This window comes from Lysobacter sp. Soil_C_15 (assembly GCF_057657315.1).
Genome location: NZ_JBDGIR010000001.1, coordinates 83,593 through 106,967, shown reverse-complemented (window position 1 = coordinate 106,967; position 23,375 = coordinate 83,593). Strand labels below are relative to the sequence as shown.

Here is a 23,375-nt window from a genome sequence, read left to right as displayed (position 1 = left end):
TCATGAGTAGTTGCGGTAGGAAATCGTTGCTGGGTTACGTCCTTCTGACGACCTTGGTCCTGGGCGCGTTTCCGTATCACGTCGCCGCGCAGCAGGCCTCGGTCGTCTTCGATCGGTACAAGGTCGACGTCTGGCGCTCGCAGGAAGAGGTAAAACTGGCGTTCACCTCCAACCTCGTGCAGACCCGCGATGGGTACTTGTGGCTGTCATCGCAGTCGGGCCTGGTGAGATTCGATGGCGTGCGGTTCAAGGCCTTCACCGGGGACAACTCGCCGGCATTGCGCGGACGCACGCGGCTGATCACCATACCGCTTGCGCAAGACCGCGAGGGCGGTCTGTGGGTCGGAAGCGGCAGCGGGCTGTTCCGCGTAGCGGGCGATCAGGTCCGACTGATCGCAACCAACGAGTCGTTCAAGGCCGACATCATCAATGCGGCGGCCGTCGATCCCGAAGATCGCTTGTGGGCCGTGACGCGGAGCGGCCGGGTGTTCGTCATCGATCGAAACGGCCGCCAGCGCGAACTTCGCGGAACGCGGGTGAGCTACTCCGGCAGCAGCATGACGGTGGACAACAACGGCGACATCTGGATCGCCGCGGGAGAAGGCGCCGTCTACCGCATCCGCGCCGGGCGCTTGAGCCGGGTAGCGCTGCCCGAGGGCGCGGATGTACGCAACCCAAGTCGTGTCTATGCGACCCGCGACGGCGCGATCTGGTTCGGCACGCAAACCGCCATCGCCCAATGGAAAGATGGGCGGATACGGCATTTTCCGCTGCCGGCCACCAATGGCTTCGGCGCCGTGTCGGCCATGGCCGAAGACGCTAAGGGGACCTTGTGGGTAGGCTCCTATGGCGCGGGCCTGCACTGGTTCGACGGCAAACGATTCCGATCGGTCACGCGCGCCGACGGCCTGTCGGACGACCGGGTCATCGACATCTTGCCGGATCGGCAAGGCAACATATGGGTGGCCACGCGCGATGGCCTGAATCGGTTTCGGCCGCTGGAGGTGGAAGCGTTCACTGCGCGCACCGGCCTTCCCAGCGACATGCCGGGCGGGATGCTCCGCGACGCGGACGGCGGCGTATGGTTGACGCCTCCGACGGGCGGCCTGTTCTACGGCCGTATCGCCTCCTCGGGATCGTCGTTTCAGCGGGTGGGCGATAGCCCCGCGGAGTTAGTGCTTTCGCTGGCACCAGCGCGGCAGGGGGGCGTATGGGTCGGGCGCCCCAACGGCGACGTGTCGCGCTTTGCCGTCGGGCAGCCGGCGCAGCTCAGCTACGAAGGGCTGCCTCCTGTTACCGATCTGCTCGAAGATCCGGCGCGGACGTTGTGGATCGCGACCTGGCGCGGGCTCTTCCGCGGCCGCGACGGCCGGCTCGAACGCGTCGAGCAAAGAGACGATTTCATCTTCCGGCTGTTCAAAGATTCCAGCGGCGCGGTGTGGGTCGCGAGCCTGACAGGGGTCACCCGGATCGGCCCCACGGGCGGCGAAACCTTCGTGCCGTGGCCTACGCCGCAGCAAACCGGCATCCGTCCCAACGTCCTGTTCGAAGCGCCCAAAGGCACCGTGTGGGTGGGTTCGGACGAGGGGCTGGTTCGCGTCGGCGGCGGCCGTGTCCGCACTGTGGCTGTCAAGGACGGATTGCCGGAAAGTTGGGTAGGCGCGGCCGAAGCGGATCAGGCGGGAAAGCTCTGGTTGGGGCAGTTGGGCGGCCTCACGCGCATCCGGCTTGCCGAACTGATCGCGGTGGCCGACGGCGAGCTTCCCGGTTTGGTGGACGTGGGCAGCTTCAAGTCCCTGGAGGGTTTGCCGGGGGGCGACCCCGCCGCCTGGCCGCATCCTTCGTCCTTTCGGGAGCCTAGCGGAAAACTGTGGTTCGCCATGGGGCATGGGATCGTTTCGGTCGATCCCGCCAAGGCCCGCCCCGTGGGCGCGGCGCCGAGGGTCTACATAGACGAGGTCGCGACCGATGGCGTGCCGCACGCGGATTTGCGCCAACTGGTGATCGAGCCGGCGACGCGTCGCATAGACATCCGCTACACCGGGGTAGACCTGTCGCACGGCCCGGATGTGCGTTTTCGCTACCGATTGGATGGGTTCGATCCCGACTGGATCGATGCCGGCACGCAGCGCGTGGCCTCGTACACGCGCTTGGCGCCGGGCGTCTACCGATTCCGCGTATCGGCCCGCGACGTACGCGGGCGCTGGTCTGCCCAGGAGTCGCGGATCACGCTCCGGGTGCTGGCGCCGTTCTACCTCCAGGCTTGGTTCGTCGCCCTGGTGATCCTCACCCTGACGCTGGTGCTGTGGATGTACCACCGTGCCGCTCTTCGCATTCGCGGCGCGGCCATACTCGATGAGCGCAATCGGCTTGCCAGGGATATCCACGATTCGCTGTTGCAAGGGTTCGGCGGCATTGCGTTGCAACTGCATGCCGTCGACCAGCGTTTGGGCGAGCAGTCCCAGGAGAGAGCGAGCCTGGATCGCATCCTGAGCCTGGTGGATCGTACGCTGACCGAAGCGCGCAAGGTGGTTTGGGATATTCGACTGCCGGCCGAAGCGGACGACCTGGCCGCCTCCATTCACGTCAGCGCCCACCGTATTCTCGCCGACTCCGACACCGCTGTGGATGTCGTCTGCGCACCCGGTGCGACGTACGAGTTCGCCCCGGACGTCAGGAGCCAGATCCGTTCGATCGTGGAGGAGATCCTGGTCAACGTGCGCAAGCACGCACAAGCCCTCACCGTCGTGATTCAGCTCGAGTATCTGCCCAGCGGTTTGCGCCTCACCGTGCGCGACGACGGGCGTGGGTTCGATGCCGCCGTGGTGGCGAAGCGCCTGGGGCACTGGGGGCTTCAGGGCATCCGCGAGCGGGCCCAGTGCATCGGTGGCTGCATTGCCGTGGACAGCCGGCCCGGCGCCGGCACCGAAGTGCGTTTGCGGGTGCCCCGTTGGCGCTGGTTGCGGTGGATGCCGGGAATTGCGACCCGGATACGCGGATTGCTCGCGCGGAACGAAAAGATTAGCCGATAGGTGGATTGTCGGCGGTCCCCAACAGGAGCAGCATCGAACCATGTCCGTCATCAAGAAGCAGGCGCTGGCCGTCAACGAAGAGACCCAGCGGATTCGCGTGCTGGCGGTCGATGATCATCCCATTTACCGGGATGGCTTGGCTGCCGTCCTCGCGCTGCATGCGGACCTGGAGCTGGTCGCCGAGGCAGGCGACGGCGCGTCGGCGCTAGAGGCGTATCGAACGCATCAGCCCGATGTGACCTTGATGGACTTGAGCATGCCCGTCATGGGCGGCGTGGAGGCCATTGCGAAGATCGTCGACGAGTTCCCGATGGCGCGGATCATTGCGCTGACCACCTTCCAGGGGGATACCGACATCCACCGGGCCCTGGAAGCGGGCGCGCGCGGGTACCTGCTCAAGGACGTGCTGCGCAACGAAGTTGCCGATGCCATCCGAGCGGTATGGCGCCAAGGCTGGATACTCCCCGACGCGGTGGCGCGCCGACTGGCCCAATACGTTCCGCGTGTCGAGCTCACCGAGCGCGAACTCGAAGTCCTGCAATTGATGGCCGGCGGACTTCGCAACAAAGAGATCGCCGCACGCATCCACCGGACCGAGGCGACCGTCAAGGTGCATGTGCTTCACATACTGAGCAAGCTCCAGGCGCAGGACCGAACCGAAGCGGTCGTCACGGCCCTCAAGCGCGGCATCATCCACCTGGATTGAGTTGCGCTTCGTGCGCACTCCAATGCAAACAGGCAGCGAACTTTCCGGCAAGTAACCGAAAGGCGTAGCAACAAGCTACGCCGACGACGGATTTCGGGTTTCCAGCTTGCGTCGTAACGTGACCCTCACTAATCAATGGAAGCGAGGGCACGTATGAGCAATCCAACCGCCGCAAAAGTCGGCAAAGAAGCGCTGATCACTCCTGACAACTGCGTACTTCTGCTGATCGACCATCAGCCCTTTCAGTTCAGCGGCGTCAAGAACATCGACGCCGCCTTGCTGATGAACAACGTGGTGGCCCTCGCCAAGACGGCAAAAGTCTTTGACGTTCCCACGCTGCTGACCAGTGTGGTCGAGGATCGCGGCGGCTACATCGTCAAGCCGCTGTTGGACGTCTTTCCGGAACAGAAGCCGATCAACCGAACCACGATCAACACCTGGGAAGACCCGGCGTGCGTGGAATGGGTCAAGCGCACCGGCCGCAAGAAAGTCGTGATCGCTGCTCTATGGACCGAAGTATGTCTCGCGTTCCCGGTGATCCATGCCCTCGGTGACGGCTACGAGGTTTACTTCGTGACGGACGCTTCGGGTGGCACGAGCGTGGAGGCTCACGAGATGGGCATCGCCCGCATGATCCAGGCCGGCGCCGTGCCTATGACCTGGATCGTTTTCGCCTCGGAGCTGCAGCGTGACTGGGCGCGCGAGGAGTCGGCCGCCAAGCTGATCCCGGCACTGCTCGAGCACGGCGGCGCCACCGCGACCAACCTGTCGTGGGAGTTCCAACTGCTCGCCGGCAGGTCCGGTACCGGCGTCTGACGCCTCGCTTCTGAGCGCGCGACCGGGGCGCCTCGCGCCCGGTTGACGCCACCGCGACAAACATTCGGAGACTCTCGTGGCAAAGGTTCTTGTTCTGTATTACTCCTCTTACGGGCACATCGAAAAGATGGCCGAGGCCGTCGCGGAGGGCGCGCGTCACGTCGGCGCTACGGTGGACATTCGCCGCGTCCCTGAGACGGTTCCAGAAGAGATCGCGCGAAACAGCCGCTACAAGCTCGATCAGAAGGCGCCCGTCGCCACGGTCGCAGAGCTAGAAAACTATGATGCCATCGTGATCGGGACCGGGACCCGCTACGGCAGGCTCACCTCGCAGATGGCCGCTTTCCTCGATCAAACCGGTGGCCTTTGGGCGCGCGGCGCGCTCAACGGAAAGGTCGGCGCGGCGTTTACCTCGACGGCGACGCAGCATGGCGGGCAGGAAGCCACGCTGTTCTCGATCATCACGAACCTGCTGCATTTCGGCATGACGATCGTGGGGCTGCCGTACAGCCATCAGGGACAAATGAGCGTCGATGAGATCGTCGGTGGCGCGCCTTACGGCGCCACCACGGTCGCCGGCGGCGATGGATCCAGGCAGCCGACTGAAATCGACCTGGCGGGCGCCCGCCATCAGGGCGAACTGGTCGCGCTCACGGCGGCGAAGTTGTTCGACTGACCGTTCCGGGCCGGCGCGGATCCAACTCCCCCCATCGAGCGTCCGTTGTCGGCCCCTTTTCTGGAGTTAGCCATGACCAGTAGCACGCCTTCCGAAGCGGCCAAAGCCATTGTCCGCACCAACACCGAGCAGGTGCAGGGGCAGGGCGACTTCGCCTTGTTCGAAAAACTGTTCGCCGACGACTTCGTCGACCACACGCCGCAGCCGGGAACGACGCCCGACAAGGACGGGGTCCGAGTCCTTTACCACCGGCTTCGCGAGGCGTTTCCGGACTTCAATCCCGTCATTCACTGGCAGACCGTGGACGGCGATGTGGTGACCACTTTCAAGACCTATCACGGAACGCACCGCGGTCCGCTGTTCGGCATCGCGCCGACCGGGCGGAAGATCCAGTTCGAGACCGTCGACGCGATGCGCGTACGCGACGGAAAGATAACCGATCACTGGGGCGTGGCGAACCTGTTCTCGCTGATGCAGCAGCTCGGCGGCTTGCCTCCGGTTTCCTGACCCCTGCCGCGCTCTCGAAGACAAGGACACGCGCTACATGAAGACCCCCGCCTTCCTCATTCGCCTGGCCATCGCGGCTGCGCTCATGCCAGTCGCCATCCAGCCGGTTCTGGCCAAGCAGCCCGCCGCCGACATCGAGGCCAACAAGGCGTTGGTGCGCCGCTACTTCGACGCCTTCAACCGAGCCGACTTCAGCCATCTGGACGAGATCGTTACGGCCGACTACGGCGATCGTCTCGAAGGGCAGACGCCCGGCATCCATGTCATCCGCAGCTACCTCGAAGGCCTGAAAGCCAGCTTTCCCGACTTCACCTGGACGATCGAGCAGATCGTCGCTGAAGGCGATCGCGTCGCCGTAATGAATCGGGTTTCCGGAACCCAGTTGCACGATTTTGGTGGATTGAAGGCGTCTGGCAACAAGGTGGATTTCCGCGCCTTCCAGATCTATCGCATCGAAGGCGGAAAGCTGGCGGAGCACTGGGAAGTCGCGGACTTCGCCACGTTCCAGTCTCAGCTGACGGCCAAGCCTAAAGAGTCCGCGTTCCAATCGTTCCAGAAGGGGCTGGAGCCCGCAAAGGAAGGCCAGAACAAATGAGCGGGCTTTTGTCAGAAAAGGTTGTTGTGGTGACCGGCGCCGCCAGCGGCATCGGACGCGCTATTGCCGTCGGTGCCGCACGGCACGGTGCGAAAGCCGTCATCGTTTCGGACGTGGTCGAGGCGCCGCGCGAGGGCGGGCCGTCCACGACGAGCCAGATCGAAGCGCTCGCGGTGAAGACACGATTCGTCCGTACCAACGTAAGCGAGCGCGACGAGGTCGATGCGCTGGTCGCGGCGACCGAAGAGTTCGGCGGCGTCGACCTGATGGTATGCAACGCGGGCATCACGCTGCGCTCGGACGGCGCGGATGTTGCCGAAGAGGACTATCGCCGCCTGATGTCGGTCAACTTGGATGGCGTTCTGTTCTGCGCGCAGGCGGCGGCACGTCAGATGCAGTCTCTGTCCAAGCCCGGCAGCATCGTCATGATGGCCAGCATGGGCGGCATCGCGGGTGCGGGCATGACGGTCGCCTATTCCACGAGCAAGGGCGGGGTCGTGTTGATGGCCAAGGCCATGGCCGATGCGCTGGGGCCATCGGGCATTCGGGTCAACTCCGTGTGCCCCGGGGCCATCGACACTGCCCTGCTGCGAAACACGCCCGGCGTCGCGGAAGCCTCGGAAGGATTTCGCCAGCGCACGCCGCTGCGCCGCCTGGGAAAGCCATCGGAAATCGCAGACGCCGTTGTGTGGCTTGGTTCGGACATGTCGAGCTACGTGACCGGTATCGCGCTGCTTGTTGATGGCGGATTGCTGTCCGTGCTGTAGCCAATAGACCGAGCGCATGAGTGCGCAACCTGCCGACCTTCAACGAGAACTGCCATGGCCACCTGGTCCGATACCGATCGCGCTTCCAATACAGCCGCCCTTGCTTCGGTGACTGGCCTGTTGGGCCGGCTACTGATGGCGGCGATCTTTCTGATCTCCGGTGTCGGCAAGATCGCTAACGCGGAGGCGACCGTAGGCTATATCGCTTCGGCTGGTCTGCCGCTGCCCGGCGTGGCGCTGGTCGTCGCCATCGTCGTAGAAGTCATCGGCGGCGCAGCTCTGGTCGTGGGCTATCGCAGCCGACTCGTGGCCGCTGTGCTGGCCCTGTTCTGCGTCGTCACGGCGGTGAGCTTCCACGCCGCGTTCGACGACCAGAACCAGTTTATCCACTTCTTCAAAAACCTGGCCATGACCGGCGGCTTCTTGCAAATCGTCGCCTCCGGACCGGGCGCGATCAGTCTGGACGCCAGGTTTCGCCGGCCCGCCGGCAGCCAACCGTCGGCCGCGTAGCCGGCAACTATCGACGCACGCGATGGGTGGCATCGGGAAAGATAGGCTTCTGGTCGCCAGATCGATGCCTAGACTTCATTCGCTCCCTTCGCCCAGTCCACTAAGAGCAGCGCAATGACCACCACGATTCGATTTCACCAGTACGGCGGCCCCGAGGTTCTGGTTGCCGAAGACGAGACCGTAGGCCGCCCTCACGCCGGCCAGGTTCGCCTGCGCCACGATGCTATCGGCGTCAACTTCATCGACACGGCCTTCCGCCAGGGCATCTTCCCCATGCCGCTGCCGGGCGTGACCGGGGTGGAGGGCGCGGGCGTGGTCGAGGAGATCGGGACTGGCGTGGGCGACGTCCGGGTGGGCGACCGCATGGCGTACTTTCTTTCGCCTGGCAGCTATTCCGAAGTCCGCTTGATCAACGCCGCGGATTTGGTCGCGATCCCTCAGGACGTGACCTCGCTCGAAGCCGCTACGGTTCTCACCAAAGGCTTGACCGCATGGGCCGCGCTCAATGGGTTCTACAAGCTGAGCACCGGCGACGCCGTCCTGGTCCAGGGCGCCTCCAGCAACGTGGGTCTGCTGGTTGCACGCTGGGCGCGGGCATTGGGCGCACGCGTCATTGGGACTACCGGTTCGCAGGACAAGCTGGCGGCGATTCGTAGCTCGGTGGATCATCCATTGCTTTCGACCGACCCGTCGTTCACTGAGCAGATACGCGACCTTGTGCCCGCGGGAGTGGACGTGGTGTACGAGTTCGTGGGCAAGGCCACCTTCGCAGCGTCGACGGCGTCCGTGCGCGACGGCGGAACGATCGCCACGATCGGCGCCGCTTCCGGTGCGCCGGAAGTGGATCCGGCCGCGCTGTCCAAGCGCCACGTCCGGGTCGTCGGCGGGCCTATGGCCCAGCACCTGCAAGGCCGAGTCCTGAGCGCCGCCAACGACGTGTTCGCGGCGTACCGGGCCGGCACGTTCGGAAGCTACGCAGCGGCGGTGTATCGCCTGGAGGACGCCGCCGAGGCCCATGCCGACATTGCCGCACGCCGGAAGTTCGGCCCTATGGTCCTGGTGCCGTGATGGCGGTCCGGCCGATTTGCCCGGAACCGTCCTGGACGATGGCCGCTACGGGATGCCCTAGGGCGGGCGGCAGGCATGGGGGCCACCCTGGCTACCGCGCAAGCGAGAGGTCGGCATGAAGCGTGGTAGAGAGATACTGACTTGGCTTGGCATCGCGACAGTTGCGACGGGGGCGTTTCCCATCCAGGCCGTGGCCAGGATCGACAATGTCGTTCTCGTCCACGGCGCGAACATGGACGGCGGTGCCTGGCGCGCGGTCTACGATCGCCTGACGGCGGACGGTCATCGGGTCACGATCGTGCAACTACCCACGACGTCGACCCAGGAAGACATCGCCGCGACGCAGCGGGCGCTCGACGCCCAGGTGGGTCCGGTGGTGCTTGTCGGCCATTCCTATGGCGGGCTGGTGATCAGTCGGGCCGGTACCGACCCCGACGTGAAGGCATTGGTCTACGTGGCGGCCTTCCAGCCTGATATCGGGGAGAGCCTCGCCTCTCTCAGCGCATCGGCGCCGTCCGAGCTGCCGGCCGATGCCCTGCGGGTCTCGGGCGACGGCTATTACGTGGTCGAGCCCAAGGCCTGGATCGCGTACGTGGCCAACGGGTTGTCCGAGGCAGAGGCTGGTTACACCGCTGCGTTCCAGACGCCGGCGAATACCTCGATTTTTTCCTATAAGGCCGAAGCCGCCGCTTGGCGCCACGTGCCGTCTTGGTCGGTAATCGCCTCCCGCGACCGGACGATCGCCCCGGCGCTTCAACGGCGGATGTCGCAGCGTTCGAAAGCCAAGATCACCCAGATCGACGCCGGGCACTTGCTGCAGATGTCCCACCCGAGCCAGGTCGTCGCCGTAATCGAAGAGGCGGCATCCCAGTAGGCCAGCTTGACTGGTCGGGCGCCGATTCGGCGGCCTGCCTCCGCCGGTACCGGATGGCTCGGCTCCACGGACCGGCAGCGGCTGGGCGCTGTCGCCGTCGTTGGCCAGACCTGCCGCGACCGGCCGGTGGGGTTGGCATCCGGCGCGTATCCGCAGCCCCGATCGGCTCGGCGCCATTCACCGCTACGTCCTGCCATCGCCCGCGACTCCTCGCCTAGCCATGGGGCATGGAATGACAGGCGGCGCTTGACCGGTTATCGCCCCGCGATCGCGAGCCTAGGTTGCGCGTACCGCGCCTCAGCCGCGCCGACAGGATTTGGCAAAAGCGCGAAACGAATCGGCATTCGCGATCGCGGGCCGGCGACCTAGCATGAACTCATGGTCTCGCGCAGCGAGGCCCCTTCCACCACTCCAGGAGCATGACCATGACCAACACCGCCAACGAGACATTGATTCGCGGCCTGTACGAAGCCGTCAACAAGAAGGACTTGGCGACCATCGCCGGCTTCGGTGCGCCCCAGAGCGAATGGCTCGATGTGCCGTTCAACTACACCACCCATGGCGTGGATGCGATCATCGATCCGTGGAAAAGCTGGTTCAACATCTTCCCCGACGCCACCTGCGAAGTGCGCAGTCTGGTCGCGCTGGAGGACTACGTGATCGCGCAGGGCGTTGGCCGGGGTACCCACCGCGGCGTGTTCAACTCGCCTGCCGGGGAACTGCAGCCCACCGGCAGGGCGATGCAGGTCAACTTCTGTGACGTCTACCGTCTGAAGGACGGAAAAATCATGCGTGCGGATTCGTACTTCGATTTCTACGACCTGCTCAAGCAATTGGCCCCGGAAAAGCTGGCCTGACGAGACAGCGGGTCTGCGCCCGATCCTGCCTGGGCGCCGGCGTCGACAGGCTAGAGTGCTCTGCCGTCGATCGGATCTGGCTCGCGCAGTGGGTCGCTCTCTCGGGGGCGCGATCGCGCTTGCAGCGCCGAGCGGATGCTCTGTATGGAACCGTTTCCGGCGCGGAGCGCGCAACCGACTGGGTTGGCAGCCCGTGAGGAAATGGCGCCCTGAGGGGCGATTGCTAGCGACGGCCAGTTCTGCGGCAACGCCATGCCTGGACGGGCAGCCAATGGCGTCAGCGGGCAACCCCGCAAGCGCCCGACCGATCCGGACCGGTCGCGCAGTAGGCTGCACCTGTGGATCGCAAGTCTTGCGGTCCTTCGGGGCCCCAAGCTTTTGCCGGAGGCGCATGCAAGGGTTTCTCTACGGCATCCTTCCATCGGTCGGAAAGAGCCTGCCAGCTTGGCGAGGAACCCGTCTCCGGAACGTCTCAACGACGGAGATCCGCCTGGGACATACTTGGCGCAAGGGGGCGCTGGCTGTCCGCGCAGAACCTGTAACCGGTTCGCCAGCGCACACATAAGCGGGGGCTGGACCGGGAGGCAGGGCGACGCGGTCCGGCAAAGGGGGAGTGCGACTACGCGAACGGATCGTCGGTGCGGTGGGGCGACCCACGCCGCGCTGCACGGCCGATTGCGCGATAGCCGTCATCGAGCACGGATACCTTGGGCGAGCGAGGCCACCCTCGCGGCCCCTTCGGAGTCTTGCGCGCTCGGCACGCCGCCGCACGGCAAGCGGCGGCGGGTCGAGCCGAACCAAGAATGGATTCCATCGAGTTCAACAGGGAGAACACGCAGTGATCAGCACTACGATGAAGGTATCGTTTGGCATGGCCCTCGGCGCCATCGGCGCATTCGCGATGCAGGCGCAGGCCGCATCGCTGGACCAGACGTTCGGTACGGGAGGCATCACCTCCACCGCGTTCGGCTATTACGGCGCCGCCGCCCGGGTGGTGATCCAGCCGGACGGTCGGATCGTCGCCGCCGGGCAGAACGCAGTGGGCGAATTCACGCTGGCGCGCTATACGGCCAACGGCGCGCTGGATACGAGCTTCAACGGCACCGGCAAGGTCACCACCGCGCCCTCCGGCAGCTGCTCGGGGCAGGCACGCGCGCTCGCCCTGCAGGCGGACGGCAAGATCGTCGTGGCCGGCACCTCGTGTCCGAACTTCAACTCCACCCGCAACTTCACCATCTATCGCTACAACGCCGATGGCTCGCTGGACGCCAGCTTCGGCAGTTCGGGCAAGGCGACGGTCAGTTTCTACGCCGGCGCTTCGGAGGCCTACGCCGTTGCCGTGCAGGGCAGCTCGATCTGGGTGGCGGGCTACGCCGGTTCCGGTTTTGCGCTGGCGCGCCTTACCAGCGGCGGTACCTTGGACTACAGCTTCGGCGGCGGCTCCGGCACCGTCACCTCGCCGGTCGGCACCGGCTCCGCGTTCGCCAACAGCCTGGTCATCCAGGCGGACGGCAAACCCGTGCTGGGCGGCTACGCGTCGAGCGGCGGCACGGTGTTCGCGTTGACGCGTTACACCACGAAGGGGGTGCTGGACACCACGTTCGGCACCGGCGGCAAAGTCCTGACCCATGTCGGCGGCACCTCCGCCGGCAACGCCGCCGTCGCCACCTCGCTGGCGATCCAAAGCGACGGCAACATCGTCGCCGCCGGCTACGCGAAGGGCGCGAGCGCCGACACCTACCGATTCGCCGTGGTTCGCTACACCAGCGCCGGCGCGCTGGACAACTACTTCGGCTCCGGCACCGGCAAGGTCCTGACCGCCATCGGCAGCAGCGATGCGGTCGGCGGCGATGTCGCCATCGACGCCAACGGCGGAATCGTGGTCGGCGGCTACTCCAATGCGGGCGGCTACCGCCAGTTGACCTTGAATCGCTACGATTCGTTCGGCAACCCGGACGCCAGCTTCGGGCCGGTCGTCACCGCCGTGGGCAGCGCCAATGCCGCGGTTCAAGGGCTCGCCGTGCAAAGCGACGGCAAGATCGTCGTAGCCGGCTACGGCAACTCGCCGGCGGCTTTCGTGGTGGCGCGTTACCAGTAAGCCGTCGCTCGCAATCGCAGGCCTGAACGGTCGCATCGGGAAAGCCCCCTCTCGCACGCTGCGGAGGGGGCTTGCTCATTGCTCGGCTGATTCCGGGTAGACCGCGAGGGCCAACGATCCTGCTTTGGCCCGGCCCCGATGCAGGCTTGAAACGGACGGATATCTGGCCAACCGGCAACCGCTGCCCAGCTCCACTTCTGGCGTCCGCTAAACGCAGCGGATGGCCGTGGGAGCCGCTTCGGATATCGCTTACGGGACGATCCGCATCGCCTCGTGCTCCAGGACATTGAACTGGCTATCTTGGATCTCGATGGAGCCAGTGTATTGGGCGCCAGCCCCGCCGGCGGAGATGAAAACGCAGGTATGAGACAAATTGCCTGCGATTCGGGCGCCGTAACTGCAGTTTTCGTTCTGCCTCAATCCAGCCGATACGTTGCATGTGTTGAAGACCAGCGGGAGCGGAGCGGCGCTTGCATTGGTGTAGATCGCCAAAGCTCGAAGCGGTTCGCCCACGGTCGGAGCGAACTGAAAGATTCTGCAGGTTACCGTTCCGCCGGTCGGCCCGCCCTTTGAGAACACAGGCGGAGAAACCAGGCTCTCGGCCCACGCAGCGCTGGAAAGCGACATGGCCAGCAGAAGGCCGATGATCATCTTCGCTTGCGGGTTCATTTCACTCTCCTGAGCGCTGTGTCTTCTGATGATGCGGCTACGGAAAACCTAGCCTCGCTCGCGGAATCGGAACGTGATTGGCGTCTGCAGGTGAAGTTTGGTGGGCCGCGGAAATTGCGCGCGACAAGAAAGCGGGGGCGGAGGGATCTGTCGATGCCCTGCGTCCCCGCAGTCGGTAAAGTGCGCTGCCGTTTCGGCGTGGTTCTCGCCAGCGGCAGACTATTGGCCGCGGCGATGGCGCTTGACGTCTCCATCCGAGTGCCGCAGTTCCAGCGCCTCCACCAGCCCCTTGGCATCGCGCTGGAACATCACTCGCTGGCTTGCGTTCTCCAGCACGGCGAAGTTGTCGCCGCCCAACGGCAGCAGCGTGCGCACCGGCCGGCGTCCCTGCTGCAGAACCAGGCGACCCTGGTCGGTGTCGACCGCCATCATCCCGTAGGCGCCGATATAGTCGTCGGCCGACACCTGCGGCCATGCCCCGGCTTCGGCGCGCAATGCTTCCAGCGCCCAGCGGGTGTCGGTGGCCACTTCCGGCGGCAGGCCCCTGGCGAGCACCGCTTCCAGCGCCAGACGGCGCGCCGTGACCAGGGCGGCCGCCGGCTCCGCCGCCACGTCCGGGGTCACGCCGCGGCCCTCCCAGTTGGTCTTGGTGATCGGATTGATCGGCGTGGCGAAGGACACGAACACCGAGAAGCCATGCCCTGCATCGACGTCGCCCCCCGGATTGGCGGCGCCCATGCTGGTTTCGCCGACGACGGTGGCGCGCTTGGCGCTCTGCAGCGTGTACGCGAACGCCTCCGCGGCCGAAGCGGTGCGTGCGCTGGTCAGCACGAACAGCGGCGTGTCCAGGCGCGGCTGCGGATACCAGTCGAGCGGCGCCTCGCTCATCTTTCGGTCGCGGCCATGGAAGGTATTGAAGATGTCCGCCTCCTTCTTGACGAAGGCGCTGCTGAGGTAACCGACCATTTGCGGTGCGCCGCCGCCGTTGTCGCGCAGATCGACGATCAGCGCATCGGTGCCGGCGAGCAACTGCAATGCCGCGTCGATGGCCTGGCGCTCGGGCTGCCCGGCGACGCCGAACTCGAACGGCGCAAAGCCGCGCAGATCGAGATAGCCGATGTTGCCGGACAACACTTCAGCGCGACGCACGCCGTAGTTGCCGCGACGGTACTTGGCCTGCGATTGCGCCGGCGATATCACCGGGCTTTCCGCTGCCGGCTGCTCGCGCGGTGCGTCCGTCCAGCCCACCCGGAAGTGCCGGTCGAACGGCTCCAGCTTGACGGTCAACGCGGACGCGAGTTCGCGTTTGTCGGTGAGCTTGTCGAACTCGCCCTTCGCCGCCGCTCCGCGCAGCTCGTTCGAGATCTGCTTGGCCCGCTTCTCATCGAAGTAGTTCTGTTCGATCGCGCTCGCCACGCCTTCCACGTGCGAGCGTGGCGACTCGCGCGCCAGGCAGGGACAGGCGTACGACAGAAGTGCAAGTGCTAGTCCGGCAAAGGCGGGGGTGCTGCGCATGAGGTTCTCCTTGGTCGCTGGTAAGCGGTGCGGTCAAGGAGATACGGGGCCGTGGTGGTCGGTTGCGGCTCGAGGCGGCGATGGCGACGGCAAGGGACGAACCGCCGTTTTCGAGGGCCGAACGCCGGTCTTCGAGCACGGGAATTGCCGCCCCCTCGGCCGCCAGCCCCGCGCTGGCCGGCATCTCGCGCGAGGAGCGCACGCGGCTGATGCAAAGGACGATCGATCTGTTGCTGCTCGATGGCGCCAAGGGCTTGTAGCCGCAGATCCTGGCGCTGGCGGAAAACCGCCTGCGGCCGGGCGCGCTGATCGTCGCCGACGACGCCGACTGCAGCCCGGGCTACCTGGCGCGAGTGCGCGCGCCCGCGAGCGGCTACCTGTCCACGCCGTTCGGCGACGGCGTCGAACTGAGCATGAAGCTCGGTTGAAGCCGCAGCGCCCTCCGCGACGCGGCGAAGCGATTGGGCTTGGGCGGCGCGTTGCAGGGAACGCAACGCCCGCTTCTGATCGCCTCGAGCCTGGCGCGGATCGCGCAAGGCCGCGCCGCCAGCGAGAGCGACCTGCCGCAGGTTTCGGCGCCGCGGCAGTCCGAAGCCGCCGCCAGGCCTTGGCCCGAACGCGGCGTGCGCGTCGAATCGCGCGAGCGCGGGCACTTCGGCGGGTGCGCCGATTTCGCCGCCGCGGACATGCCCGCCTGCAGCGCGCACCCGCGCATCGCGCGGCCGGCAGCCGGGCGGCCCGGGCTCGCTCGCCGATCTGGATCGCTCCGGCTACTTCGCCGGCCGATCGCAACCGCCGCTGGACGGTCGCGCGACTACGGCACTTCGATCGAGATGTTGGCGCGCTGGGTGCCCGGCGCGGAGGACATGCCGGCCCAGAAATCCTGGCTGCGCATCCAGGCTTGCAGGCCCATCGGAAAGTCGCGTCTGGGAATCTCGGGCAGTTCGGCCGCGGTGAAGTTGTTCCCGTAAAGCGCCAGCGGCTGGACCGTATCGGGCGTCTGCAGGTTGGCGTGCAGGTGCTGCAGGGCGATGTTCCAGTTGTCGAGCAGGTCCTTGCGGGTGATCGGGCCGCCGGGCTTGTCCGCCGTCGGGTGCAGCGCGCGCTGCTGGAAGACGTTCACGCTTTGGCCGGCCGGCGTGGCCTTGAACGCCTTCCAGGCGTCGAACGCGGCGTTGCCGAAGGTGACCACGGCTTCGATCTTGCCCGGCGCGAACGCGGCTTCCAGCCACTGGTTGCGATAGGCCAGGATGCCGGCGTCGTTCAAGTGCGGCATCGCCATGCTCTGGTTGTAGATGCCGTACAGGAAGGCGTTGATCATCAGATAGCTTTTGCTTATGCCCAGCTTCTCGACGAAGCCCTGCACGCGGCGGCCGGCCTGGCCCGAGAGGATCCGGCGCGTGACCGCCTCGGTCTGGGCCGGGTCCTGGCCGATGACCAGCAGGCGCGCGCTGCCGTTGGCGCGTCCGCGGTAGAAGATCGGGCCCCACAGCGAACGAAAGCCGTCGGCCCCGTTGTAGACCGTGTCGTCGGGGTAGTTGCGGCACAGCGTCCTGAACTTGCCGGTCGGTCCGGTATCGAAGGCGTCGGTGATCATCGCGTGCTCCTTCGCCGCCCGCGTCGGCTGCGGACGTGGCTATTGGGGGAACGCGGCCGCTTCCGGCCTGCGGCCACGGCGGCTGGGCTGTGGTCCGGCCGGGCGGTCCGGCGAGGCTCGTGTAGAGTGCCTGCCTGCGGCGGCGCCTGCGGTAGGGGCTCCGCCAAGGGGGTGCGAACAACGCCCGGCAAACCCCGCCGGCCCAGGGAACGACCAGGACGTCAGCCCAATGCGCGCGAAAATCGCCTTCGCTTCGATCTTCTCCCTTGCGCTCGCAGCGGTCGCCGCGGTCAACGCCTGGCCCTACTGGCGCACCCGCGAGGCCTATCGCTACGACGGCCAGGAAGTCGCCGGGTTTCCGTACGCGTTCCGCCGCATCGGCGGCGATTGCGGCGCGGCGGGCTGCGAGAACTACGACTTCCACCTGGGCTATTTCGCCGTCGACCTGGCGCTGGGGCTGGCATTCGCGGCGCTGGCCGGCCTGATCGCCGCGGCGCTGGCACGCCGGCCTCGCCGGGCCTGACGGCGAGCCACCCGCATGCGCAGAGGCCCCGCACCGCGGCGCTGGCCTCGATGCGCCTTACACTGGGTCCAGTGCGCAGAGACCGCACGCCGGAGATCCGACCGCTGGCGCGCAGGCGCGCGGGTCGGGGCGTCCGTCTCGGCAGACTTCATCCCTTGGAGACACGCCGCCATGAGCCGCATCGTTTACGCCGGGGCGCCGGACCAGCCGCTCTGGAGCAGCGACCAGGTCATCTTCACCATGACCCGATACCGGACCGGCGGCCTGGCGCCGCGCCAGCAGATCGACTTCGGCGCGGCCAGCGCCGCGGCGATCCTGGGCCCGGACCTGATGATGCCTGGCGTAGCGGGCAGCAACCTGGCGACGGCGACCGGCGCGCCCTGGGATCAACTGCTGCCCGGCGGACCGGCCGGGACGTTCGTCACCGACCCCAACAACAGCTGGGTGCGCGCGCACCTCATCAACGGCCGTTGGGGCGGGCCTGGCAACAGCTGGCAGAATTTGGCGCCGCTGACCGGCGTCGGTCAGGCCAACCAGAGGACGGTCGAAGGCTATATCGACGCCTTTCTGACCGCCTGCCGCCAGTACGAGATGGCCGGGCAGCAGCCGGCGTGGTACGGCGTGTACTACTGCGTGCAGGCTTCGCAGTATCCGTGGTCGCAGCTGCCCACGACCGCCGACACCAATCTGTATTCCTACGCCCCCGCCTTCGTCAGGATTTCCTGGCGCGCGATCGCGATCGTCAAGCCGGTCAACGTCAGCCCGCAGGTGGCGGCGGCCAACATCGCCAGCTATCCGATCGCGGGCGTGGCGAGCTTTCCGCAGGGCTTCGTTCTGCCGCCGTTGCCTGCGGCGATGAACGGCGCGGCGACGCTGCCGGCGGGCGGCAATATCGCCGGCGAGCCGGTGCTGGGCGCGCTGCCGGCCGACTTCCCGATCGCACAGAACAATGGGTTCGACAGCGGGATCGAAGTCCACCTGAGCTGAGCCGGCACTGTGCGGCGGCATCGCCGACGCTGCCGCGTCGCGGCGAGCCGTAGCGCGCCGGCGCCTTGGCCGCGCGCTTCACGGCTGCCGTGCCCGCGCGTTGTTAGCGACGAGTTCGTGCCGCCGCAGGCCCGCCCTTCGCCGCCCGAGCGCGCGCGACGCACCGCGGCGGCCACGGCTTCGGACCGCTGCGCACGGAGGAAGGGTCGTGTCTTGCGCGTCATCCGGCCTATCCCGCCGCCCACGACCCGACAGGACACCGCCATGAGCCGCATCATCTATACCGGGTCGCCGAACAACCCGCGTTGGAGCACCGACCAGGTCATCTTCACGATGACCCAATACCAGACCGGCGGCCTGGCGCCGCGGCAGCAGATCAACTTCGGCGCCGCCAGCGCCGCGGCGATCCTGGGCTCGGACCTGGTCATGCCCGGGGTGCAGGGCAACAACCTGCCGACCGCCCTGGGCGCGCCCTGGGACCAACTGCTGCCCGCCGGGCCGGCCGAAACCTTCACCACCGACGCCAACAACAACTGGGTGCGCGCGCACCTGATCAACGGCCGCTGGGGCGGGCCGGGCAATACCTGGCAGAACCTGACTCCGCTGACCGCGACCGGAAACGCCAACCACGCCACCGTGGAGGGCTACATCGACGCCTATCTCGCTGCCTGCCGCCAGTACGAGACGGCCGGACAGCAACCGGTGTGGTACGGCGTGTACTACTGCGTCCAGGCCTCGCAGGACCCGTGGTCGGATGCGAACACCACCGCCGACACCAATCTGTATTCCTACGCGCCGGCCTTCATCAAGATTTCCTGGCGCGCGGTGGCGATCACCAAGCCGGTCAACGTCCTGCCGCAGGCCGCGGCGGCCAACATCGACAACTACCCGATGGCCGGCGTGGTGAACTTCCCGCAGGGCTTCCAGCTGCCGCAGTTGCCGGCGGTGATGAACGGCGCGGCGGTGCTGCCGGCAGCCGGCAACGTCGCCGGCGGCGCGGTGCTCGGCGCGCTGCCGGGCAACTTCCCCGTCGCCCAGGCCAACGGCTTCGACGGTTCGATCGAGATCCACCAGAGCTGAGCCGCCGCGGCGGCTGCGGCCGGGCGCTCAGCGTTCGGCCGCAGCCGTCGCGGCCAGTGGCGCGCGCTCGGCCGATTGGGTCGCCGCGCCTCGCCCGGCGAAGAAACGCCAGCGCAGCGCGACGAACAGCGCGGCCACCAGCAGGTACAGCCCAATGCCCTTGGAACCACCGGGCAACAGGCTGCCGTCGACGGACGGAAACAGCGCCGCCAGCAGATTGGCGTGGACGTTCGCGGCCCAGTGGAACGCCACCGCCGGCCACACCGAGCCGCCGCCGCGCCGGACCAGGTACACCATGAATACCGACCAGACGCTCAGATAGCCGAGGTAGCGCAGCGAGGACTCGACGCTGCCGAACACCGCCTCGCCGAACAGCGGCACGTGCCACAGCGACCACACCGCGCCGATGCACAGCGCCGCAGCCAACGGGCTCAGCCGATCCAGCAAGCGGTGCTGCAGATAGCCGCGCCAACCGAACTCCTCGGCCAGCGGGCCGGTCACGACCGCCGCCGCCAGCGTCGTCGCCAGGCCGGCCTCGTACGCCGGCCGCAGCGACGCCAGCGACGTGCCGGTGGCGAGCAGATAAGCCAGTCCCAGCGCCGGCGCTATCGAGGCCGCCAGCAGGGTCCAGCGCATCGCGCCGCGCACGCGGCAGGTGCGCCGGCAGAATTCGCCCAGGCCGGTGCGGCCGCCTTCGGCCCAGGCCGCGGCGAATCCTGCCGCGCTGACGCATAGCGGGAACAGCCACAAGCTCAGCGCCGCGTTGTCGATCAGGGTCCAGCCGAACCAGGGCACGGCGAACGCGACGGCGAAAAACACGGCCAGGCCGATACGGCGGCGATGCGGCATGAAGTTCCCTGTGGTCGGCGCGCGTTCGGCGCAAGCTGGCCGCGATGGTCGAGCGGGTCTGCGCGACCGTCAAGCGATACGCGACCGAACCCAGGCGCACCGGCGCGAAGGCTGGGGCGCCGCGACCGAGGCGTCAGCCGCGGCGAGCGCGGCGCGACCCCGCCAGCAGCATCAGCGCGATCGCGACCAGCAGCGGGAATCCGCTGGGCTGCATGACCAGGGCCGCCAGCGCGGCCCGGGCGGCGAGCGCGGCGCCGACGAAGGCGGGGATCGGCACGCCACGGCGTTCCAGATGTCCGCGTTGTTGCGCGGGCGCGGTGCTGTGGCGGGAAGCGAAACGCAAGTACGCGTCGCCGACCCTGCACTACCGGTCCCAGCCGGCCCTGCTCGGTTGAGCGACCCGGCGGGGGCGCGATGCCGCCGCCGTTTTCGAGCCAGGGCGCCACCCAACGCCAGCGCGACGGCTTGGCGGGTACGCCCGGGCGCGGACGCTCGGGCGGCAATGCCGATGCATCGCGGCGCCGACGCATTGCTATGATCCGCGCGGGTCTGCGCGGGCCCGGATGGGTCGCCGCGCAGCGAGGCCGGGCCCGGGCCGGGAACGTTCATACGAGGGAATGTATGCGCAAGGATGTTTGGTTCTGTATCGCCCTGCTGGCTGCCGCGGCATCGCCCGTCGCGCTGGCCCAATCGGCCGATGCCGCCGACGCGCCCACGGCCGCCGCCGCGCGCAGCGTGCCGAAGTTGAGCATCCGCTGGGATTGCGGCGAATGCGAACATAACGACAAGGTGCCGCCGCTGATCGAGCAGGCGTATGCCGAGCAAGCGGCGGAGAACGAAGCGCGCGTGTCCGACAACGACATCGCCGAGGTCGCCATCGTCGACATCCGCCAGCGTCCGCCCGGGGTGCGGGTGATGTTCGGCGTCATGGCCGGGCGCGACCGCCTCGGCCTGCGGGTGACGTACCGCGACCGCGTATTCGAAGTGTCCGACACCTCGGCCAATATCGTCATGGGCCTCAACCACCTGTCGGCGTCGGTGGGCAAGAGCGTGTTCGAAGAGCTGAACAGCCAAGCGAGTCGATGACCGCCGCCTGCCGCCGGTCCGCCGCTGCGGATCCGGCGACAGCCGCATGGCCTGGCTGCGGGGATACCAAGCGGGGGCAGCCGCGGTGTCATCCGGCATCCGCTACGCCGGAAAAATCCCCAGGGCAGCGATCCGCGCTGAATGCGCACGCGCCGGGTCGATGGCCCGCCGCGGCCGGGCCGTCGATCGCGTCATCCATCGTCGGCGACGAGCGCGACGCCGTATGCGTCAGGTACCGCGCGACAGGCGGGAGCGTCGCGGCGCAACATGCCGGCGCTGGCCTTGCTGCCGCGGAAAATACGTTCAAGCACTAGATCGCCTGCAAGTCCCGCAACTTCGACATGCGCGCAAGGCCGTCGAACGACGCTGCGCGCCGAAATCGCGCGCACGCGCGATCGGCAGCGTTTCCATGCGCCATCCTAGGCCGACCCGAGGTGGCGAAGCTTGACGCATTGTGTAGTTCGTCGATTTTCCGCTCAGTAAACTCGTTGCCATTGGCGAGGGGATTCGATGGAATACCTGAAAGCGCTGGCGGAATTCGGCGTTTGGCCGGCCGTGTACCCGATCGGGGTATGGCTCGTCGTCCTCGCCGGCGCCAAGCTTCGGCTCCTTCGCCGCAGCGCACTGGCGATGCTGTGCGTAGGCAGCGCCGCATGGACCTTGGCGTTGATGGCGCTGGCCGCGGCCGGCCTGTTCTATCCGGCATGGATCGGCGCCATGGGATGGGCGGCCACCGCCGCCGCCGTGTCGCGCGCGCCTTTGCGCCAAGCGATGCGGACCGCGTTGCCGCGTTGGCGCCCATCGCTGTTGGCGGTCGGGGCGATCGTGCTGGCGGCCGGCTTGCTGTATGCCGGGTTCCCCAAGCAAAGCCTGCTCGGCGAGCGCGACGAAGGCATCTATGCCCAGCATGCATTGCATTTGCTGCGCAGCGCAGACTCCAGGATCGATCTGCAGGCGCTCGGCATCGCGTCCGATCCGGCGGTATCGGCGATCGAACACAAGCGCTCGCCCGAGCTTCCGGGCATCTATCCGACCGGGACGCGGTGGACGTTCCAGTTCTCGTCCGCCACCCCGGTGTGGATGGCGATGCTGGGGGCCGTGCTCGGGCCGCAGGCGATCTTCCGTTTCAATGCCGTCATCGGCGCCCTCAACTGCCTGGCCTTCTACGCCTTGATGCTGCGTTGTCTCCCGCCGGGGCGGCGGCATTGGGCGATCGCCGCCCTGGCGATATTCGCGCTGCAGCCGGCGCAGGTATGGATATCGCGCAACAGCCTGAGCGAACCGTTCTGCGCCTGGTTCGTTCTGAACGGCGTTTGGGTCGCTGCGCTGGCGATCGCGCGACGATCGCAGTCGCTGGGCTGGGCCGCGGGCTTGTTGTTGGGCATGTCGGCCCTGGTGCGTATCGACGCGGTCGTGTTCCCGCTGACGGCGGCCTGCGCTGCATTGGTCTTTTCCGCGGTCGACAGAACCCGCGGACGCGGCGGCGCGCGCGCCGCGCTCAGCGTCGGCGCCGGCTGCCTGGCGGCGAGCGTCGCGGCGATGCTGTATTTCGCTTTGCTGGTGCGGCCGTACTTCGTCGGCCTGGCCGACCTGGCCCTGCCGGCGATGATCGCCGCGCTGTCGTGCTTGCTCGGCGCCTGGTTGTATTCGCGCGTGCGTCCGGCTCCGATGCCGGAACGCGCCTGGGGCGCGGCGGCGTGGCTGGCGGCGACCGCATTGCTGGCGGTATTCGCTTACGCGATGTGGATTCGGCCCGATGTGCTGCCGTACGCCCTGATCGAATCGAAGCTGGTGCCTCATCTGAACGGCATGCGTGACTATCGCGAGATCAGCTTGCGCAACCTGTCGGCTTATCTGGGCCTGTGGGTGGTGTTGGCGGCCGGGCTCGGCGCCGCGGTCGCGGTGTGGCGGGTGTTGCGGCATCGCGCCGCCACCGCCGTGGACTGGACGATGCTGTTCCTGCTGGTGCCGACGCTGGTGTACCTGTGGCGCCCGATGATCTCGCCCGATCATGTCTGGGCCGCGCGCCGCTGGGTACCGGCGGTGTTCCCGGCCAGCATCGCGTTCGCGGCGGTCGGTATCGCATTCCTGGCCCAGCGATGGCCGCGCCGCACGCAACGCGCGGCGGCCGCCGCGATCGCCGTGGCGCTGAGCGCGCAGTTGCTGTGGCAGCAGCGCGAGTCGCTGTTCCTGCGCGAGGACCGCGATCTGGTCGCGCAGATCGGCGCGATCGCCGGTCATCTTCCCGCGGACCGGGTCAGCTACGTCGCCGGTTCTGGGCCGCTGACCAGCGCCCTGCTCAGCGGCTACGGCCGCCCGGTCGCGATGTTGCCGGCCGATCTGGGCCCGCTGAGCGTCGAACGCCTGAGCCGTTACGGCGCCTGCGCCGGCGGCCCCTGCCTGATCGTGCACCCGAAAGGGCTGGCCATTACCGGCGCAGGCGCACGCATCGTGGCCGAGCTGCCGATCGCGCGAGTACGGCGCAATACCGCTTTCCATGCCCCGGCGCGGGGCGTTCACGAGGAGCGCAGCGACTGGCGCATCACCCGAATCGGTCCCTGAG

22 protein-coding genes are annotated in these 23,375 nt (G+C 67.3%); 17 read left to right on the top strand and 5 right to left on the bottom strand.

Features of this window, described 5'->3' with window-relative positions:
• Nucleotides 1–26: 26 nt before the first annotated feature.
• From AC3A57_RS00495 to AC3A57_RS00440, 12 genes are all read left to right on the top strand, one after another.
• Nucleotides 27–3,032 (top strand): sensor histidine kinase, encoded by a 3,006-nt coding sequence (locus AC3A57_RS00495; protein ID WP_487577077.1) that lies wholly within the window; start codon nucleotides 27–29, stop codon nucleotides 3,030–3,032.
• A 40-nt stretch (nucleotides 3,033–3,072) separates the two neighbouring features.
• Nucleotides 3,073–3,738, top strand: a complete 666-nt coding sequence (locus AC3A57_RS00490; protein ID WP_487577076.1) for a response regulator — start codon at nucleotides 3,073–3,075, stop codon at nucleotides 3,736–3,738.
• A 153-nt stretch (nucleotides 3,739–3,891) separates the two neighbouring features.
• The gene (locus tag AC3A57_RS00485) at nucleotides 3,892–4,554 is read left to right on the top strand and encodes a hydrolase (RefSeq protein ID WP_487577075.1); all 663 of its coding nucleotides are present in this window, start codon (nucleotides 3,892–3,894) and stop codon (nucleotides 4,552–4,554) included.
• A gap of 76 nt (nucleotides 4,555–4,630) precedes the next feature.
• Nucleotides 4,631–5,230: an NAD(P)H:quinone oxidoreductase gene (gene wrbA / locus AC3A57_RS00480; protein WP_487577074.1), complete on the top strand. Its 600-nt coding sequence runs from the start codon at nucleotides 4,631–4,633 to the stop codon at nucleotides 5,228–5,230.
• A gap of 72 nt (nucleotides 5,231–5,302) precedes the next feature.
• Entirely contained in the window at nucleotides 5,303–5,737 is a 435-nt protein-coding gene (locus AC3A57_RS00475; RefSeq protein ID WP_487577073.1) for an ester cyclase, read from the top strand.
• Nucleotides 5,738–5,774: 37 nt separating this feature from the next.
• Nucleotides 5,775–6,332, top strand: coding sequence for an ester cyclase (locus AC3A57_RS00470; RefSeq protein WP_487577072.1), 558 nt, complete (start codon nucleotides 5,775–5,777; stop codon nucleotides 6,330–6,332).
• A complete protein-coding gene (locus AC3A57_RS00465; RefSeq protein WP_487577071.1) occupies nucleotides 6,329–7,099 on the top strand; it encodes an SDR family NAD(P)-dependent oxidoreductase in 771 nt (256 codons plus the stop codon). The genes AC3A57_RS00470 and AC3A57_RS00465 overlap by 4 nt, the downstream gene beginning before the upstream one ends.
• 54 nt (nucleotides 7,100–7,153) lie before the next feature.
• Nucleotides 7,154–7,609, top strand: a complete 456-nt coding sequence (locus AC3A57_RS00460) for a DoxX family protein (protein WP_487577070.1) — start codon at nucleotides 7,154–7,156, stop codon at nucleotides 7,607–7,609.
• A 114-nt stretch (nucleotides 7,610–7,723) separates the two neighbouring features.
• Nucleotides 7,724–8,677 carry a zinc-binding dehydrogenase gene (locus AC3A57_RS00455; RefSeq protein WP_487577069.1) on the top strand — a complete coding sequence of 318 codons (954 nt, stop codon included), beginning with the start codon at nucleotides 7,724–7,726 and terminating at the stop codon, nucleotides 8,675–8,677.
• Nucleotides 8,678–8,867: 190 nt separating this feature from the next.
• Complete coding sequence (locus tag AC3A57_RS00450; RefSeq protein WP_487577068.1) at nucleotides 8,868–9,551, top strand: alpha/beta fold hydrolase; 684 nt, start codon at nucleotides 8,868–8,870, stop codon at nucleotides 9,549–9,551.
• 425 nt (nucleotides 9,552–9,976) lie between these two features.
• Entirely contained in the window at nucleotides 9,977–10,408 is a 432-nt protein-coding gene (locus AC3A57_RS00445) for an ester cyclase (protein ID WP_487577067.1), read from the top strand.
• 613 nt (nucleotides 10,409–11,021) lie between these two features.
• Nucleotides 11,022–12,506, top strand: coding sequence for a delta-60 repeat domain-containing protein (locus tag AC3A57_RS00440; RefSeq protein ID WP_487577066.1), 1,485 nt, complete (start codon nucleotides 11,022–11,024; stop codon nucleotides 12,504–12,506).
• A gap of 249 nt (nucleotides 12,507–12,755) precedes the next feature.
• On the opposite strand, the gene AC3A57_RS00435 is transcribed toward AC3A57_RS00440, so the two are convergent.
• The 3 genes from AC3A57_RS00435 to AC3A57_RS00425 all read right to left on the bottom strand — a co-directional run bounded on the left by AC3A57_RS00435 (nucleotide 12,756) and on the right by AC3A57_RS00425 (nucleotide 16,287).
• Nucleotides 12,756–13,175: a hypothetical protein gene (locus AC3A57_RS00435; protein ID WP_487577065.1), complete on the bottom strand. Its 420-nt coding sequence runs from the start codon at nucleotides 13,173–13,175 to the stop codon at nucleotides 12,756–12,758.
• A 219-nt stretch (nucleotides 13,176–13,394) separates the two neighbouring features.
• Entirely contained in the window at nucleotides 13,395–14,690 is a 1,296-nt protein-coding gene (locus AC3A57_RS00430; RefSeq protein WP_487577064.1) for a S41 family peptidase, read from the bottom strand.
• Between the two features lie 814 nt (nucleotides 14,691–15,504).
• The gene (locus AC3A57_RS00425; protein ID WP_487577063.1) at nucleotides 15,505–16,287 is read right to left on the bottom strand and encodes a uracil-DNA glycosylase family protein; all 783 of its coding nucleotides are present in this window, start codon (nucleotides 16,285–16,287) and stop codon (nucleotides 15,505–15,507) included.
• Nucleotides 16,288–16,516: 229 nt separating this feature from the next.
• Here AC3A57_RS00425 and AC3A57_RS00420 point away from each other — a divergent pair, with 229 nt between their 5' ends.
• From AC3A57_RS00420 to AC3A57_RS00410, 3 genes are all read left to right on the top strand, one after another.
• Entirely contained in the window at nucleotides 16,517–16,810 is a 294-nt protein-coding gene (locus AC3A57_RS00420; RefSeq protein ID WP_487577062.1) for a hypothetical protein, read from the top strand.
• A gap of 171 nt (nucleotides 16,811–16,981) precedes the next feature.
• Nucleotides 16,982–17,797 carry a hypothetical protein gene (locus tag AC3A57_RS00415; RefSeq protein WP_487577061.1) on the top strand — a complete coding sequence of 272 codons (816 nt, stop codon included), beginning with the start codon at nucleotides 16,982–16,984 and terminating at the stop codon, nucleotides 17,795–17,797.
• 264 nt (nucleotides 17,798–18,061) lie between these two features.
• On the top strand, nucleotides 18,062–18,877 hold the full coding sequence (locus tag AC3A57_RS00410) for a hypothetical protein (protein ID WP_487577060.1): 816 nt from the start codon (nucleotides 18,062–18,064) through the stop codon (nucleotides 18,875–18,877).
• Nucleotides 18,878–18,904: 27 nt separating this feature from the next.
• Here AC3A57_RS00410 and AC3A57_RS00405 read toward each other — a convergent pair whose 3' ends face one another.
• Together AC3A57_RS00405 and AC3A57_RS00400 are read right to left on the bottom strand one after the other, a co-directional pair.
• On the bottom strand, nucleotides 18,905–19,726 hold the full coding sequence (locus AC3A57_RS00405; RefSeq protein ID WP_487577059.1) for a CPBP family intramembrane glutamic endopeptidase: 822 nt from the start codon (nucleotides 19,724–19,726) through the stop codon (nucleotides 18,905–18,907).
• 133 nt (nucleotides 19,727–19,859) lie between these two features.
• Nucleotides 19,860–20,003, bottom strand: coding sequence for a hypothetical protein (locus AC3A57_RS00400; RefSeq protein ID WP_487577058.1), 144 nt, complete (start codon nucleotides 20,001–20,003; stop codon nucleotides 19,860–19,862).
• Nucleotides 20,004–20,140: 137 nt separating this feature from the next.
• Here AC3A57_RS00400 and AC3A57_RS00395 point away from each other — a divergent pair, with 137 nt between their 5' ends.
• Complete coding sequence (locus tag AC3A57_RS00395; RefSeq protein WP_487577057.1) at nucleotides 20,141–20,812, top strand: hypothetical protein; 672 nt, start codon at nucleotides 20,141–20,143, stop codon at nucleotides 20,810–20,812.
• Nucleotides 20,813–21,322: 510 nt separating this feature from the next.
• Nucleotides 21,323–23,374, top strand: coding sequence for a hypothetical protein (locus AC3A57_RS00390; protein WP_487577056.1), 2,052 nt, complete (start codon nucleotides 21,323–21,325; stop codon nucleotides 23,372–23,374).
• The last annotated feature ends 1 nt before the right edge of the window (nucleotide 23,375 follow it).

Bases quoted from the DNA above. Each gene is read 5' to 3' on its own strand.
- AC3A57_RS00435 (WP_487577065.1), bottom strand. From the start codon at position 13,175: ATGAACCCGCAAGCGAAGATGATCATCGGCCTTCTGCTGGCCATGTCG.
- AC3A57_RS00420 (WP_487577062.1), top strand. From the start codon at position 16,517: ATGCGCGCGAAAATCGCCTTCGCTTCGATCTTCTCCCTTGCGCTCGCA.
- AC3A57_RS00475 (WP_487577073.1), top strand. From the start codon at position 5,303: ATGACCAGTAGCACGCCTTCCGAAGCGGCCAAAGCCATTGTCCGCACC.
- AC3A57_RS00390 (WP_487577056.1), top strand. From the start codon at position 21,323: ATGGAATACCTGAAAGCGCTGGCGGAATTCGGCGTTTGGCCGGCCGTG.
- AC3A57_RS00470 (WP_487577072.1), top strand. From the start codon at position 5,775: ATGAAGACCCCCGCCTTCCTCATTCGCCTGGCCATCGCGGCTGCGCTC.
- AC3A57_RS00415 (WP_487577061.1), top strand. From the start codon at position 16,982: ATGAGCCGCATCGTTTACGCCGGGGCGCCGGACCAGCCGCTCTGGAGC.
- AC3A57_RS00455 (WP_487577069.1), top strand. From the start codon at position 7,724: ATGACCACCACGATTCGATTTCACCAGTACGGCGGCCCCGAGGTTCTG.
- AC3A57_RS00445 (WP_487577067.1), top strand. From the start codon at position 9,977: ATGACCAACACCGCCAACGAGACATTGATTCGCGGCCTGTACGAAGCC.
- AC3A57_RS00485 (WP_487577075.1), top strand. From the start codon at position 3,892: ATGAGCAATCCAACCGCCGCAAAAGTCGGCAAAGAAGCGCTGATCACT.
- AC3A57_RS00465 (WP_487577071.1), top strand. From the start codon at position 6,329: ATGAGCGGGCTTTTGTCAGAAAAGGTTGTTGTGGTGACCGGCGCCGCC.
- AC3A57_RS00410 (WP_487577060.1), top strand. From the start codon at position 18,062: ATGAGCCGCATCATCTATACCGGGTCGCCGAACAACCCGCGTTGGAGC.
- AC3A57_RS00460 (WP_487577070.1), top strand. From the start codon at position 7,154: ATGGCCACCTGGTCCGATACCGATCGCGCTTCCAATACAGCCGCCCTT.
- AC3A57_RS00490 (WP_487577076.1), top strand. From the start codon at position 3,073: ATGTCCGTCATCAAGAAGCAGGCGCTGGCCGTCAACGAAGAGACCCAG.
- AC3A57_RS00395 (WP_487577057.1), top strand. From the start codon at position 20,141: ATGCCGCCGCCGTTTTCGAGCCAGGGCGCCACCCAACGCCAGCGCGAC.
- AC3A57_RS00430 (WP_487577064.1), bottom strand. From the start codon at position 14,690: ATGCGCAGCACCCCCGCCTTTGCCGGACTAGCACTTGCACTTCTGTCG.
- AC3A57_RS00425 (WP_487577063.1), bottom strand. From the start codon at position 16,287: ATGATCACCGACGCCTTCGATACCGGACCGACCGGCAAGTTCAGGACG.
- AC3A57_RS00405 (WP_487577059.1), bottom strand. From the start codon at position 19,726: ATGCCGCATCGCCGCCGTATCGGCCTGGCCGTGTTTTTCGCCGTCGCG.